The 15330-nt window shown below is 44.1% G+C and carries 12 protein-coding genes; 9 read left to right on the top strand and 3 right to left on the bottom strand.

Features of this window, described 5'->3' with window-relative positions; translation table 11 throughout:
* Nucleotides 1-23: 23 nt before the first annotated feature.
* Complete coding sequence (locus AAX10_RS08185) at nt 24-1370, bottom strand: anthranilate synthase component I family protein (protein WP_046700344.1); 1347 nt, start codon at nt 1368-1370, stop codon at nt 24-26.
* An 82-nt stretch (nt 1371-1452) separates the two neighbouring features.
* Nucleotides 1453-1683, bottom strand: a complete 231-nt coding sequence (locus tag AAX10_RS08180) for a helix-turn-helix domain-containing protein (protein WP_046699016.1) — start codon at nt 1681-1683, stop codon at nt 1453-1455.
* Nucleotides 1684-1868: 185 nt separating this feature from the next.
* Between AAX10_RS08180 and AAX10_RS08175 the strand changes: the two genes are divergently transcribed.
* Complete coding sequence (locus AAX10_RS08175) at nt 1869-2372, top strand: hypothetical protein (protein WP_046698615.1); 504 nt, start codon at nt 1869-1871, stop codon at nt 2370-2372.
* A 119-nt stretch (nt 2373-2491) separates the two neighbouring features.
* Nucleotides 2492-3775, top strand: coding sequence for a hypothetical protein (locus AAX10_RS08170; RefSeq protein WP_046700343.1), 1284 nt, complete (start codon nt 2492-2494; stop codon nt 3773-3775).
* Nucleotides 3776-3846: 71 nt separating this feature from the next.
* Here AAX10_RS08170 and AAX10_RS08165 read toward each other — a convergent pair whose 3' ends face one another.
* On the bottom strand, nt 3847-5079 hold the full coding sequence (locus AAX10_RS08165; RefSeq protein ID WP_046700342.1) for a beta-ketoacyl synthase N-terminal-like domain-containing protein: 1233 nt from the start codon (nt 5077-5079) through the stop codon (nt 3847-3849).
* A 296-nt stretch (nt 5080-5375) separates the two neighbouring features.
* Here AAX10_RS08165 and AAX10_RS08160 point away from each other — a divergent pair, with 296 nt between their 5' ends.
* The 7 genes from AAX10_RS08160 to AAX10_RS08130 all read left to right on the top strand — a co-directional run bounded on the left by AAX10_RS08160 (nt 5376) and on the right by AAX10_RS08130 (nt 15318).
* A complete protein-coding gene (locus AAX10_RS08160) occupies nt 5376-6818 on the top strand; it encodes an EcsC family protein (RefSeq protein WP_158580352.1) in 1443 nt (480 codons plus the stop codon).
* A 183-nt stretch (nt 6819-7001) separates the two neighbouring features.
* Nucleotides 7002-7376 (top strand): 30S ribosomal protein S12, encoded by a 375-nt coding sequence (gene rpsL / locus AAX10_RS08155; RefSeq protein ID WP_029102685.1) that lies wholly within the window; start codon nt 7002-7004, stop codon nt 7374-7376.
* A 115-nt stretch (nt 7377-7491) separates the two neighbouring features.
* Nucleotides 7492-7965, top strand: a complete 474-nt coding sequence (gene rpsG, locus AAX10_RS08150) for a 30S ribosomal protein S7 (RefSeq protein ID WP_036364066.1) — start codon at nt 7492-7494, stop codon at nt 7963-7965.
* 167 nt (nt 7966-8132) lie between these two features.
* On the top strand, nt 8133-10259 hold the full coding sequence (gene fusA / locus AAX10_RS08145) for an elongation factor G (protein ID WP_036364068.1): 2127 nt from the start codon (nt 8133-8135) through the stop codon (nt 10257-10259).
* Nucleotides 10260-10397: 138 nt separating this feature from the next.
* Nucleotides 10398-11588 (top strand): elongation factor Tu, encoded by a 1191-nt coding sequence (gene tuf / locus AAX10_RS08140; RefSeq protein ID WP_036363988.1) that lies wholly within the window; start codon nt 10398-10400, stop codon nt 11586-11588.
* Nucleotides 11589-11743: 155 nt separating this feature from the next.
* On the top strand, nt 11744-13045 hold the full coding sequence (locus AAX10_RS08135) for a glycerophosphodiester phosphodiesterase family protein (RefSeq protein WP_226997761.1): 1302 nt from the start codon (nt 11744-11746) through the stop codon (nt 13043-13045).
* 122 nt (nt 13046-13167) lie between these two features.
* Nucleotides 13168-15318, top strand: a complete 2151-nt coding sequence (locus AAX10_RS08130; RefSeq protein WP_080947120.1) for a M3 family metallopeptidase — start codon at nt 13168-13170, stop codon at nt 15316-15318.
* The last annotated feature ends 12 nt before the right edge of the window (nt 15319-15330 follow it).

Raw genomic sequence — 15330 nt, 5'->3', positions numbered from 1 at the left:
CATTCTGGGCGGATTTTTTTGGTTTAATTTGACATCATTTGAATAATATTCCCCACTTTATCCAAACATTCTTGATATTCACTCTCCATATCCGATTTTATGGTAATACCGCCTCCTGCCCAAAGTTCTGTTTTTTGCCATTTTTGCAACGTGCGAATGAGTACATTCCAATTACCCGTACCGTCAAAATTCATATAGCCCATGGTTCCGCAATACGCCCCACGGGGGGAGATTTCTAATTCATGGATAATCTCGCACGCCCGTTTTTTTGGTGTGCCTGTGATTGACCCTGCGGGCAAACTGCCAAACAAGACTTCTAGGCTATGTACGTCCTTTAATTGGGCGGTAATGGTGCTAACCATATGATGTACGTTTTTAAAACTTTCAATGGCAAAGCGTTTGGGAGTTTTTACCGTGCCGATATGGGCGTATTTGCCTAAGTCATTACGAAGTAAATCCACAATCATTAAATTTTCGCTAATGTCTTTTTCGCTGTTTTTGAGTTCATTTTTTAATTCATTGTCTATATCAATATCATCATGGCGTGGGCGTGTGCCTTTTATGGGTTTTGTGATGATACGAATATTATTTTCTATTTTATGAAATTCAAAAAATAATTCAGGCGATACCGATAAAATTTCAAATTCACCTAATTTTAAAAACCCTGCAAATGGGGCATTGATTTTATCTTGCAAATGGGGCAAATAACTGGCCAAATTACCCAAATCTGCTTGCCATTTTTGGGTCAGGTTAATTTGATAAGTATCGCCTGCCTTGATATATTCTTGGGTTTGGTTAAAGGCGTGATTATAATCCGATTTTTGCCATGATGAGATAAATTGGGCAGGTATTGGTTTTGGTAATTGTTGATTTAATAAATCAGTTAAACTATTCTTTATTTCATCAAAAATCTCTTTATTGGCATTTATGCCAATCAAGTCAAATCCATGCTCGCACGGCTTAATATAAATATCATAATGCCCAAAATAAGCACAAGGCTGGTTGGGCTTGATAGCGATGTTAGGATTTAATTCATGAGCTGATAGGTCATAACCGATAAAGCCCATTAAGCCGTGCGTATATTCGCTGTGGTGTGTGGGGCTTGGGGTGTGGGCTTGGCAGTAGGCGATAAGCTCGTTTTGCCAAGCGGTGTAGGTGGCAGGATAGGTGCGGTTGTCGTTTTGGCGAGTTTTTTTGTGAATGGATAAGCCGTTTGTAAAGACAGCGGTCCACGAAACAGCAGGGCAAATGCCAATGACGGGGCGATGAGCGTTGTGCAAAAAACACACCTGCCAGTCAGGGTAGTACGTGGCGATGAGTGCGACAAGCTGGCTTGGAGTGTGCGGGGTAGCAATGGGATGTGTGAGCATTTTTAAAAGGGTAGAGAAAAATGGGGATTGTAAAGGAAAATGGGGAAAAGGGGAAGGGGATGTTAATAGGATTTGCTACTACTTATCGCTCGATACTAGCCAAAACTTGGCTAGCCTTTACTTGCAAGGCTTGACAAATTTCTACGAATTCTAAAACGTCTAATTTACGTTCACAACCTTCAATTTTAGCGACGTAAGATTGAGGTTTGTCCAATTTTTGCGCCAGATTGGCTTGAGTTAAACCCTGTTGTTTTCTAAGTTCAATTAGATACTCGATTAGACTTTGGTAACTAGGGTTGTAAATGGTCTTCATGTTAAGTCCTTGTAAAAGACTTGACATTATTATCCTAAATTAGGATAATCCCATTATGGTATATCCTAATTTAGGATATATTAAATATTTATTTGCAAAATAAATTATATGGCATTACCTTTTAGCACTTAGATGGGTTTGTGTAAGTGCTAAAGCCGTCTCTGTGACTAAATCAAGGAATGTATATGGCAAAAATTACCCGAGCCGATGTTCATGGCAAAAGCCAAAATCGCACAGCGCTGGGCATGATGAATGCTTATTTGGCTATGTTTCCCAGTGTGACTATAGACCAGCTAAAAAATGGATTTTCCAAACAGGCAGTCTGTCCAGATGCGGGTGTAGGTCAGTTATTTTTTACTATTGAAGAAATCGAGGCAGGCATTGCTAGTGGCAATACTTGGTTTGTAGAGGACGGAGCAGCATTTACCAAAGAGGGTGAATGGCTCACCTTAAAAAATGGTCAAAAACTTGCTTTTAATAAAATGTGGACCGCTAATAGTTTGGCGATTTTTCAAAAACACATGGTACAGTATCAGATTTTTGGTCGGGTGGACAAGACGGTAAAAGCCCCAACCGGTTTTAAAATTGACTACCAGTACCAAGAGCAGCCCAAAAAGGGTCTGCCGGTCTGGGTTTGGCTTTTGGCCTTGCTTGTGCTTGCCGCGCTGGCTTATTTTTTGTTCCGTTAAACAAAAGATGATTATTTTTGACTTAAGGGAGAGTAGCTAAAAGAAAAGAAGGTTTCTAGCCCATCTTTTTCAGATGGATTCGTCTATTTTATTTTTATTTAATGTATTGGAGTTTAACCATGACTAAACAGGTAAAAAAATCAGCAACAATTACCATTCACGACATCAAATACTACATTGAACAGTTCGAGAGCGGTGCTATTAAAATCCGTCCCGTAAGCAACCGTGATGCTTTGCGTAAGTTTTCAAACGTTTTGGGTTTTACTTATGAAGATGGTTGGGGTACTCGAACTTTGGGTCGTAAGTTGATTGATCTTATTAATGACAACAGTCGGGAAAATTCAAATTCATCAAAAAATTTAGCCACCATCACCATTCGTGACATTAAATACTACATTGAACAGTTGGAAAGTGGCACTATTGAAATTCGCCCTGTAAGCACTCTTGATGCTTTGCGTAAGTTTTCAAACGTTTTGGGTTTCGCTTATGAAGATCGTTGGGATACTCGATACTTTGGCCATAGAATAATTAATTTTATTAATAATGACTATCAAATAGGGTCTAAGAAGCCGGTAGAGTCGGAGGAGGTGCCCCAGTCAACTGATGATGATGTAGATGATTATTACAAATACCGTCGTTGGTATGAACTTGGCATGCCATTTGCTCTTGGTGAAACGCTGCATGAGTATGAAGGCGAGCTTGATAATGATTTGCAAGAACGCCTAAATTCGGAGGTTAAAAAAGCAGGTTTTAAAGACCTTCAAGACGCTTTAGCAAAATTTTCTTTAAATAGCATCGAAGAGGCTCTTGGGGTCTCTGACAAAGGCTGGGACTGGTGGGTTAATCTGAATAGCTCCATGAAATTTGCCTTGCTTTTTCATGACTACCAAATGGATTGTTTAGATTTTGACATGCCTTATTTATATGAGGAGTGCCTATATATAGATGAAGATGCTGAAGAGGAATGCGAATTTATCAATGATAGAGACCTGATGAGCAGCTGGCTTGCTGGGTGGGTTCTTGCTGGGGATATATTCAAATTAGATATTACAGCAACGGAAGCATCTGAATTTTGCGACTCATCTTTCCAGTATGAATTTGAAGATTTGTCTGTAATTTCATCTTTACATAGCCTAAGTTTTTATGACAACGGCAATCTGTGTTATTTTCCTGAAAGTCTCATTAAGCTTAAAAACCTAACTAGTTTAAGTCTATCTTATACCAATCTTGGTGAAGATATGCCAGAGGAAGATTTGGAATTGTTGTTGGAATTTGCCAAAGCACACCCAGAAATGGACGAGTTGAGTTTGAGGAATACTTCATTGGCTTATGAACTGGATGATAATGATGAAGTCATGGCAGAACTGAAAAAACTCATGCCAGATTGTAAAATCCACATTTAGTTGCAGGATTTATTAATCCATAAATAAAAAAATAAAAAAGGCTATGGTAATTTTCCATAGCCTTTTGATTTTTAACCCTTAAACTTTCTTACCACCAACGCCGAGTTTGTCCCACCAAAACCAAAACTATTGCTCATGACGGTGTTAATCTCGGTTTGGCGTGTGGTCTCAACGATGTCAAAAGGCTTGGCTTTTTCGTCCATGTCGGTGATATTAATACTCGGGGCGATAAAGTCGTTATTCATCATCAGCACGCAATAAATCAGCTCTTGCACGCCCACTGCTCCTAGGCTATGCCCTGTCATGGATTTGGTGGAGCTAATGGGTGGAGTTTTGTCCGCACCGCCAAACACGTCTGCAATGGCGTGTAGTTCCGTGATGTCGCCAAGCGGTGTTGATGTGCCGTGCGAATTGACATAATCCACTGTGTCAAGCCCTGCCTGCGATAGGGCGATTTGCATACAGCGAGTTGCCCCTTCTCCGCTTGGGGCGACCATTTCCGCTCCGTCTGATGTTGCCCCATAGCCCACGATTTCCGCCAGGATTGTCGCTCCACGAGCCTGTGCGTGCTCTAAGCTCTCCACAACCACCATACCGCCACCACCTGCGATGACAAATCCGTCTCGGGTGCTATCATAAGGGCGACTTGCAGTTGTGGGGGTGTCGTTGTAGCTCGTACTCATCGCCCCCATGGCATCAAACATACACGACTGTGTCCAATGCTCACTCTCACCGCCCCCTGCGATGACCATGTCCGCCTTGCCAAGCTGGATAAGCTCCATGGCATGACCGATACAGTGGCTAGACGTGGCACAAGCGGACGACAACGAATAGCTAATGCCCTTAATCTTTAACCCTGTGGCAAGCGTGGCGGACACCGTACTACTCATGATTTTTGGTACTGCCATGGCTCCCACGCCACGCAGTCCCTTGGCTTTCATGTTATCCACTGAGCCTACCACGTCTGCCGTGCTTGCTCCGCCTGAGCCTGCCACAACCGACACACGCACGTTATCCGCCACATCACTAAGGGTGAGACCTGCGTTATCTATGGCAGACAAGGCGGACAAATAGGCGTATAGGCTAGCATCCGACATAAAGCGTTTTAATTTGCGGTCAATGGCAGACGTATCAAGCGTGCTCTGGTCAATAGAGCCTGACACGCATGATTTAAAGCCATTATCGGCATAGCTTTGGTTAAAGACAATGCCTGATTTACCGTTTTTTAGGCTATCGGTAACGGCGGCTAGGTCATTGCCGATATTTGAGACAATGCCCATGCCTGTGATGACGACTCTTTTCATGGAATGTTCCTTGTGAGATATAAAAAGTTTACAGTTGTATTTTGGTTATTGTAACAAATTATTTGATAAAAATGGAAATTTTTGAAGTGGAGAATTTGCAGCATGCGCCATTGCCTGTATAAATTGCCAAAGTTTTCATTTCCTTAATTTGCCAGTAATATTTGGTGCGCAGGATAACATTTTCGCTAAGTTTTTATTTGGCAAGGGTGCGGTCTTTATGATAGTATTAAAGATATACATTGTGTAAAATTTATTCAAAAAATAGCATCCAAGAAATAGCATCCAAGGAGATTATGATGTCAAATAAAGAATCCCACAACGACAATTTAGATAACCTAGACAATCTGGCTGACTCACTAGATGCCACAGATGGCGTCGAAGTCGTGGCGCAAGTAGATATTGATAACAAATCTGTACAAGACGTGTTGGTGGTCAAGGATTCTCGTGATGCCCAAGAGCCTAAAGGCAATGTTCAAGACAGCCAAGATGAGACCAATCAGGACGAATCCACGTCTATCAAACAAACAGTTGATAACGCACTGGATGAAATGGTGTCTAAAGCTGCTAACATTGGCAAGGGCGAGCAGGGTGGTCTAGATGATTTACAAAATGCTGCCAAAGAGATTATCGAAGACGTCAGGGACAAGGTCGAAAGCACTAAGCAAAAAGCCCAAGACGAGCTAGGCAATCTTATTGAAGATGCCAAAGAGCGTGCGACTGATGCCAAAGAAAAGTTAACCCAAAACATTCAAGAAATCAAAGAGACAGTTGAAGCGCAAGGGACTGATGGCGATGCCAAAGGTGGTCTGGCCGGCTCACTTGGCAAACTTGGCGCATTCTTAAGTGCGATGAATGGCTCAAAATCGACTAGCGAGCCTTATCATGCGGTCGATCTTAACGCCAAAGAATATGAACAAGACGCTTTTCGTAAGCAGACATCGAGCATGAGCGCTCAGTTATTTGGTCCAAAATTCACCACTGCCCAATCTTTGGTGGGTAAAGTCGCTCCGAGCTTTAATAGTGACAGTATGACCGATTTTATTTTTAATAAAGCAGCTAGCTGGGCGAATAATTGGGCAGAAAAAGATCTGGCCAGAGATTCTCGTTTTGCCAATTTATCCAGTCTGACCGATATGGAGCGCGATGATTTTGCGCGCGATGTCGCCAATCAGAACCGTGCCTTGGCGGTGATGGGTGGTTTGGCGGGTCTTGCAGGTATTAAGGGTCTGATCGCAGATGCTGGATGGCTTTTGATGGTGTCATTAAAGGCGGTGTATCAGTTGGCGCTGATCTATGATAAGCCATTAACCGGTAAAGAAGGCATTAAAATCGCCTATGGCGTGCTGTCAGGCGCTAACTTGACCAGACTTCAAGAAAAGCAAATCATCCTAACAGCACTCGCCTTAGGTAATACCGTATTTGCCAATGCAGAGCGTTCAAGCTTAAATCAAGAGCTGCAGAATGTCGGCCTAAAATACAGTGCCGGTGAATTGTTCAACAAACAGTTTGATGACCTTTCAAAATATGTCAATATCGATAACTTAAAATTAGGCTGGTTTGGTAAGCTGCTGCCGGTCACTTCGGTAGGTGTTGGCGCGTATTATAACCGCGAGCTGATCGAAGAGGTGCTGGGTACAGCGATGGCTACTTTTCGCCCAGAACGTCCGCAATTATTGACCGAAAATCAGCACTCACAAGAAATAGACGCCAATGAAAAACCCGCTGATAAAAATGAGTAAATTGTGTTATCAGCTGTCATAAGCTGGTTATCACTGATGATATTCAAGCATGAGCTAAGTTATTTTTTTTGCTTGTGCTTGAATTTTTTTGACTTTGACTATATAATATAGTGCCCCCAAAAGGGGATAGTCGGCTATTGCATAAAAAAATAGCCATATTGTTAATAACGGGAGAAATTGCCAATGGCAACTACAAACCAACTTATCCGTAAAGGTCGTAAGACCATTACTGAAAAGTCGAAAGTACCTGCACTACAAGCTTGCCCACAACGTCGCGGCGTTTGTACTCGTGTATATACTACGACTCCAAAAAAACCTAACTCAGCCATGCGTAAAGTGTGCCGTGTACGTCTAACTTCTGGCTACGAAGTATCTAGCTACATCGGCGGTGAAGGTCACAATCTTCAAGAGCACAGTGTTGTATTGATCCGTGGTGGTCGTGTAAAAGACCTTCCAGGTGTTCGTTATCACACCGTGCGTGGCGCACTTGACTGTGCAGGCGTGAAAGATCGTAAACAAGGCCGTTCTAAGTACGGTGCTAAGCGTCCTAAGGCATAAGCCTAAAGACATCATTTGCGTATTTTAGGGCTTGGTGTGTCAAACCCACATACGCAGTAAGGCTGGTTAAGCTAGCTTTTATACCAGATTATCCTGAAGATATAAGGAAACTATTATGCCAAGACGTCGTGTCGTCGCTGCCCGTGAAATCCTACCAGATCCTAAATTCGGCAGCCAAACCATCGCAAAATTCATCAACCACGTAATGGTTGATGGTAAAAAATCAGTCGCTGAAAAAATCGTTTACGGCGCACTAGAGACTGTTGCTGCTAAGCGCAACGTTGAAGATCCAGTTGCATTCTTTGAAGAAGTGCTAGAAAGCGTTCGCCCAACGGTGGAAGTTAAAGCTCGCCGTGTTGGTGGTGCTACCTACCAAGTACCTATGGAAGTACGTCCCTCCCGTCGTACTGCCCTAGCCATGCGTTGGTTGGCTGACGCCGCTGCTAAGCGCTCTGAAAAATCAATGGCTCTACGTCTAGCTGGTGAGCTAAACGATGCAGCAGAAGGTAAAGGCGCTGCCATCAAGAAACGTGATGACGTTCACCGTATGGCTGATGCGAACAAAGCGTTCTCGCACTTCCGCTTCTAATTTAAGAAGTGCTGTCAAGCATTTCTTAATAACAGGTGCATTGGGTTGGATGATGTCTTATCATCCAAGTCAGCCCATATAAGTCTGATTGTCATGTTTTGGTCATGAATATTGATTAAAATTATCCATCAGACACCCAATTAATCAGAATTTTTCTAGGAAAAATTATGGCACGTAAAACCCCCCTAAACAGATATCGTAACATCGGTATCTCTGCGCACATCGATGCTGGTAAAACCACCACATCTGAGCGTATTTTGTTCTACACAGGTAAGAACCACAAACTAGGTGAAGTGCACGAAGGCGCTGCCACCATGGACTGGATGGAGCAAGAGCAAGAGCGTGGTATTACCATCGCATCAGCAGCAACCACTTGCTTTTGGTCAGGTATGTCTGATCAATTCCCAGAGCATCGCATTAATCTAATTGACACCCCCGGCCACGTTGACTTCACCATCGAAGTTGAACGTTCTATGCGTGTACTAGACGGTGCGTGTATGGTTTACTGTGCGGTTGGCGGTGTGCAGCCTCAGTCAGAAACTGTATGGCGTCAAGCTAACAAATATAAAGTGCCACGTCTTGCGTTCGTCAACAAAATGGACCGTACTGGTGCGAACTTCTTCCGCGTAGTTGAGCAAGTAAAAACTCGTCTAGGTGGTAACCCTGTACCTGTAGTTGTGCCGATCGGTGCTGAAGATAACTTTGAAGGTGTTGTTGACCTGCTTGAGATGAAATCTATCATCTGGGATGTAGAATCTCAAGGCATGAAGTTTGAATACGGCGAAATTCCTGCTGACCTGGTTGATGTTGCTAAAGAATGGCGCAACAATATGGTTGAAGCAGCAGCTGAAAGTTCAGAAGAGCTGATGGACAAGTACCTAGAAGAAGGCGATCTGTCTCGCGAAGACATCGTAGCTGGTCTTCGTACTCGTACACTAGCATGTGAAATCCAACCAATGCTATGTGGTACTGCCTTTAAAAACAAAGGCGTACAGCGTATGCTTGACGCGGTGATCGAATTCCTACCTGCGCCAAATGACGTTGAAGCCATCCGTGGTATCCTAGATGACAAAGACGAAACCGAAGGTACTCGTGAGTCTTCTGATGATGAACCATTTGCTGGTTTGGCATTCAAAATCCAAAACGATAAGTACGTTGGTAACTTGACTTATGTACGTATCTATTCTGGTGTTGCTCAGCAAGGTGACAGCGTATATAACCCTGTTAAGATGAAGCGTGAGCGCATCGGTCGTATCGTTGAGATGCACGCTAACTCACAAGAAGAAGTGAGCGAAGCCCGTGCTGGTGACATCGTAGCATTCGTAGGTCTAAAAGACGTAACTACTGGTGATACACTGTGTGATAATGACAATGTTATCACCCTTGAGCGCATGGAATTCCCAGATCCAGTTATCAGCCTAGCGGTTGAGCCAAAAACCAAAGCTGACCAAGAGAAGATGTCTATCGCCCTAGGTCGTCTTGCTAAAGAAGACCCTTCATTCCGTGTACGCACCGATGAAGAATCAGGTCAGACCATCATCTCTGGTATGGGTGAGCTACACCTTGACATTATCGTTGACCGCATGAAGCGTGAATTTAACGTTGAAGCGAACATCGGTGCTCCTCAAGTTGCATACCGTGAAACGATCCGTCAAACTGTTGAAGTTGAAGGTAAATTCGTTCGTCAAACTGGTGGTCGTGGTAAGTTCGGTCACGTTTGGCTACGTCTTGAGCCGCTTGATCCAGAAGGTGAAGTGGAATACGAATTTGCTGAAGAAATCGTGGGCGGTGTTGTACCTAAAGAATACCACGGTGCAGTAGACAAAGGTATCCAAGAGCGTATGAAAAACGGCGTTCTAGCAGGCTACCCAGTAGTTAACGTTAAAGCAACTCTATATGATGGTTCATACCATGACGTTGACTCTGACGAACTATCTTTCAAAATGGCAGGTTCTATGGCATTCAAGAAAGGCTTCATGCAAGCCTCTCCAGCATTGCTTGAGCCTATCATGAAGGTAGAAGTTGAGACTCCAGAAGACTACATGGGCGACATCATGGGCGACTTGAACCGTCGTCGTGGTATGGTTCAAGGTATGGACGATCTACCTGGCGGCACCAAAGCCATCCGCGCTGAAGTACCGCTTGCTGAGATGTTCGGTTATGCTACCCAAATGCGTTCTATGTCTCAAGGTCGTGCGACTTACTCTATGGAATTCGCAAAATACCAAGAGACTCCGAAGAACGTTGCTGATGAGATCATCAAGAAGTTCACTGCTAAAGACGACGACGAGTAATTTACTCATCTGTTAATCTAACAATACTTGATTGCAAGCATTATTTGAATGTCTTGCAATCAATGTAGCAGATTTAAATTTTATTTTTAAATTGTCTTATATCGATCAGATTAAGATCATTCTAAAAGGATTAGTATCATGGCCAAAGCCAAGTTCGAACGTAACAAACCACACGTAAACGTTGGTACCATCGGTCACGTTGACCACGGTAAAACTACCCTAACTGCTGCTATCGCAACTGTTGCTGCTAAGCACCACGGTGGTGAAGCAAAGGACTACGCTGCAATCGACTCAGCACCAGAAGAAAAAGCACGTGGTATTACCATTAACACTTCTCACATCGAGTATGACACTGAAGCACGTCACTACGCGCATGTAGACTGCCCAGGTCACGCCGACTATGTTAAAAACATGATTACTGGTGCGGCACAGATGGACGGTGCTATCCTAGTTGTAGCAGCTACTGACGGCCCAATGCCACAAACTCGTGAGCACATCCTTCTATCTCGTCAGGTTGGCGTACCTTACATCATGGTATTCATGAACAAGTGCGACCTAGTAGACGACGAAGAACTACTAGAGCTAGTAGAAATGGAAGTGCGTGAACTTCTATCTGACTACGACTTCCCTGGTGATGACACTCCTATCATCAAAGGTTCTGCACTACTAGGTCTAAATGGCGACCAAGGTCAATATGGCGAGCCAGCTATCCTAGAGCTATTAAGCACTCTAGACAGCTACATCCCTGAGCCAGAGCGTGACATCGATCGTCCATTCCTAATGCCAATCGAAGACGTATTCTCAATCTCTGGTCGTGGTACTGTTGTAACTGGCCGTGTTGAGTCTGGTATCATCAAAGTTGGTGACGAAGTTGAAATCGTTGGTATCAAAGACACTGCCAAGACTACCTGTACTGGTGTTGAGATGTTCCGTAAGCTTCTAGACGAAGGTCGTGCTGGTGAGAACTGTGGTGTTCTACTACGTGGTACTAAGCGTGAAGAAGTTCAACGTGGCCAAGTACTTGCTAAGCCAGGTTCAATCACTCCACACACTAACTTCGACGCAGAAGTATACGTACTGTCAAAAGAAGAAGGTGGTCGTCACACGCCATTCCTAAACGGCTATCGTCCACAGTTCTACTTCCGTACTACTGACGTAACTGGTGCCATCACTCTACAAGAAGGTACTGAAATGGTTATGCCTGGTGACAACGTTGAGATGAGCGTTGAGCTTATCCACCCAATCGCCATGGACAAGGGTCTACGCTTCGCAATCCGTGAAGGTGGCCGTACCGTAGGTGCTGGTGTTGTTGCTAACGTTAAGAACTAATCTAATAAGATTATCTTAACAGCAAACAAACCAAACGACTTACCAAAGTCAAAACCCCCTGCCAGAGATGGTGGGGGGTTTGTGGTTTTAAGTGTTGTTATTAAATTGTCATAAATATCTATTAAGATGTCTTTACGTCTTTTATGGAGTCATTTATGAAATCTTCAAAACAGCTTTCTAAAAAGCTTTCTTGTATGGGTGTTTTTGCCATTTTGCCGCTGATGATGGCGTGTCAATCGATGCCGAAATCCACACCAATTCAAGGTGCTGGCGATGAACTTGCCAAGCCTGTCATTAGCTATGGTGCTAGGCCTTTTTATCTATTGGATGACATGGATGAGGGTAAATTAAAGCAAGAATTAAAAAGCTGCCAAGCCCAAACGCCAAAACGCACAGAATTTTCAATCGCGCATCGTGGTGCTCCATTACAGTTCTCTGAACATACTGCCGAAAGCTACATCGCCGCTAACAGACAAGGCGCAGGCATACAAGAATGCGATGTTGCCTTTACCAAGGATCACCAGCTGGTCTGTCGTCATTCTGATGCTGATTTGCATACCACGACGAACATCTTGCAAACTCCGCTTGCTAATAAATGCACCCAGAATTTCACGCCTGCCCAGTTTGACGCATCAGGTAAGCTCATCAAGGAAGCTTCTGCCAAATGCCTAACTTCCGACATCACATTGGCAGAATTTAAGACCTTAAAAGGTAAACAGGATGCCGCCAATCCTAAGGCACGCACTGTAGATGAGTACGTAAATGCAACGCCTGCTTTCCGTACAGATCTATATTCTCAAAATGCCACGCTGATGAGTCTAGATGAAGCATTGTTACTTTATAAGAAAATGGGCGTAAAAGTCACGCCAGAACTTAAGCAGCCAACCGTGATTCCGCATCAAGGTTATACTTATGATGATTATCGGGCGGATCTGATTAAGGCATTAAACAAAGCAGGCTATCAGGCGAATGACAGCATCGTGCAGTCATTTAATATTGATGATTTGACTTATTGGATTAAGCATTATCCTGATTATGCAAAGACGGCGGTGTTTTTGATGGAGGATGCCAATAGTGCCAAAGATGGCAAGAATTTTGATCCGCAGAATCCTGTTACTTGGAAATATGATTTGGCACAATTGAAACAAAAAGGCATTCAAAACCTTGCGCCTGCCACGTGGATGCTGGTGACCAATAAAGGCGGTGAATTACGGATGAGCGAATTTGCAAGACAAGCCAAAGCGAACGGTTTTGGACTTGTGACGTGGACGGTTGAGCGCTCATATCCGCTATCATCTGGCGGTGGCTGGTACTATACAGGCATCCAAGACATCATAAATAACGATGGTGACATGTATCGATTGATCGATGTGCTGTATAGAGAGGTTGGGGTCAAGGGCATCTTTTCGGATTGGCCAGCCAGCGTAACTTATTATGCTAACTGCCGCGGCATATAATAACTTGTAGTATACTGCACCGCCTATGATGGGCGGTGTTTTTATTAATGGCTTGACTTGATGGCGAATTTTGTATAAGCTAACTAGATACATTCACTGATTAGAGTTTATAAGGAGAGTATATGGAGCGCCGTCGTTTTTTGCAGTTTGGATTGGGGACTGCACTTACCATGAGTTTGCCTAAGTTTGGTATGGCTAATTCTGTACCACTTGTGCTAAGCGAGTCATTACAGGGCAATCCTTTGCTGGACTTTCATAATTTGCCCGATTTCCCAAGGATCACGCCTGAACACATCAAGCCTGCCATCACCTATCTGATTGAATATAACACCAATGCCGTTAAGACATTAACAGCGCAAGACGTCATCACTTGGCAGAATTTCTATGCGCCGCTAGAAGACGCGCAGAATAAGCTTGAGCGTGCATGGTCAGCGGTCAGCCAGCTGCATTCGCTAAAAAGTTCCGACGCGCTGCGTGCTGTATTCAATGAAGCTCAGCAAAGTTTGACGGAGTTTGATACGTGGTTTGGGATGTATCGACCGCTTTATGATGCCTTTAATAAGCTAAAACAGGGTAAAGAGTACGCCTCTTATTCCAAGGCTCAAAAAAAGGCGATTGATAATGCATTGCTTGATTTTAAGTTGTCGGGCGTGACGTTAGAAGGTGAGGCTGCTGAGCGTTATGCTAAAGTCTCCGCCAGACTCTCCGAGCTTAGCACGCATTTTGGTAATAATGTGCTGGATGCCGAGATGGGTTTTGAGATTGTCATTGATGATGAATCAAGACTGGCAGGCCTTAGTGACATTGCCTTGGCAAGTGCTAAGAAGGCAGCCGAGTCGAAGGGTGTCGCGGGTTATCGTTTCGGACTCAACTATCCAAGCTATGCCGCCATCGTCACCTACGCTGATGATCGAGCATTAAGACGACAAATGTTCGAGGCGTATCGCACTCGCGCATCCGATCAAGGACCTAATGCCGGCAAGTGGGACAATACACCCATCATGAATGAGCTGGCAGAACTAAGACTAGAGCGCGCCAAGCTTTTAGGATTTAATTCACACGCCGAATATTCGCTTGCCAAAAAAATGGCAGAAAACCCAGCACAAGTGTTAGAGTTCTTAAATGATTTATTGGCAAAAACACATGACAAATCCAAAGCAGAGGTCAAAGAATTAGAGGCATACGCCAAACAAAATGGACTGTTGGCAGAATCTGATACGCTGATGCCTTGGGATTTTGCTTATCTGTCTGAGAAGTTAAAACAAGAACGCTACAGCATTGACAGGGAGGCATTAAGAGTGTATTTCCCTGTTGATCAGGTGCTGTCGGGCATGTTTGAGCTGACCGAGCGTCTGTTTGGTGTGCGTGTGCGTGAAAAGACAAGTGTGCCTGTCATCCATGAGGGTGTAAGATTCTTTGAATTATTCAAGGGTGGTAAACATGTCGCGTCTTTTTATTTGGATTTATTTGCGCGTGAGAATAAGAGAAGTGGCGCTTGGCACAGCAGCGTGATTGGTCGCTATAAGACGAGCGATGGCGAGATTCAACTGCCAGTCTCGATGCTTGTATGTAATTTTGGCGGTGCCAGCGATGATAAGCCGGCGCTACTGTTGCATCGCGAAGTGGAGACATTGTTCCATGAATTTGGGCATGGGTTGCATCATATGCTGACTAAGGTTGATGTGCAGGCGGTGTCAGGCATTAATGGCGTGGCGTGGGATGCGGTGGAATTTCCCAGTCAGATGCTTGAGAATTGGACGTGGGATGTAGATACGCTTGCGCTTATTTCTAAGCATTACCAAACGGGCGAATCGCTGCCAAGAGACATCATTGATAAGATGCTTGAGGCCAAGAATTATCAATCAGCGACCAATATCGTTCGTCAGCTTGAATTTGGCTTGTTTGATTTTAGGTTGCATTCTGAATATCAGGCGGGCGATCACGGCGCGATTGCAAGAATTCGCGAGGACATTCGTCAGAATATCTCTGTGATGAATGACCCTGAGTGGATTCGTACGGGGCATAGCTTTAATCATATTTTCTCAGGTGGTTATTCGGCGGGCTATTATAGCTACCTATGGTCTGAGGTGCTTGCCAGTGATGGCTTTACCCGATTTGAAAGAGAAGGGTTGTTCAACCGCAAGACAGGGCAGGATTTCGTGGATGCCATCTTGTCCCAAGGTGGGTCGGATGAGCCGATGGCACTATTTGAAAAATTCATGGGCAGAAAGCCTGATATCACGGCCTTATTAAAATCAAGAGGCATCGTCTAAAAATAAAAACCA

Origin of the sequence: Moraxella bovoculi, from assembly GCF_000988745.2 — a bacterium.
Classification (GTDB): domain Bacteria; phylum Pseudomonadota; class Gammaproteobacteria; order Pseudomonadales; family Moraxellaceae; genus Moraxella; species Moraxella bovoculi.
Note: the sequence above shows the minus strand (reverse complement) of the source record. Positions and strands in the feature narration are given on the sequence as shown.

Coding starts and splice junctions, on each gene's coding strand:
- rpsL (WP_029102685.1), top strand. CDS start 7,002: ATGGCAACTACAAACCAACTTATCCGTAAAGGTCGTAAGACCATTACT.
- AAX10_RS08130 (WP_080947120.1), top strand. CDS start 13,168: ATGGAGCGCCGTCGTTTTTTGCAGTTTGGATTGGGGACTGCACTTACC.
- tuf (WP_036363988.1), top strand. CDS start 10,398: ATGGCCAAAGCCAAGTTCGAACGTAACAAACCACACGTAAACGTTGGT.
- AAX10_RS08165 (WP_046700342.1), bottom strand. CDS start 5,079: ATGAAAAGAGTCGTCATCACAGGCATGGGCATTGTCTCAAATATCGGC.
- AAX10_RS08170 (WP_046700343.1), top strand. CDS start 2,492: ATGACTAAACAGGTAAAAAAATCAGCAACAATTACCATTCACGACATC.
- rpsG (WP_036364066.1), top strand. CDS start 7,492: ATGCCAAGACGTCGTGTCGTCGCTGCCCGTGAAATCCTACCAGATCCT.
- AAX10_RS08160 (WP_158580352.1), top strand. CDS start 5,376: ATGTCAAATAAAGAATCCCACAACGACAATTTAGATAACCTAGACAAT.
- AAX10_RS08135 (WP_226997761.1), top strand. CDS start 11,744: ATGAAATCTTCAAAACAGCTTTCTAAAAAGCTTTCTTGTATGGGTGTT.
- AAX10_RS08180 (WP_046699016.1), bottom strand. CDS start 1,683: ATGAAGACCATTTACAACCCTAGTTACCAAAGTCTAATCGAGTATCTA.
- fusA (WP_036364068.1), top strand. CDS start 8,133: ATGGCACGTAAAACCCCCCTAAACAGATATCGTAACATCGGTATCTCT.
- AAX10_RS08175 (WP_046698615.1), top strand. CDS start 1,869: ATGGCAAAAATTACCCGAGCCGATGTTCATGGCAAAAGCCAAAATCGC.
- AAX10_RS08185 (WP_046700344.1), bottom strand. CDS start 1,370: ATGCTCACACATCCCATTGCTACCCCGCACACTCCAAGCCAGCTTGTC.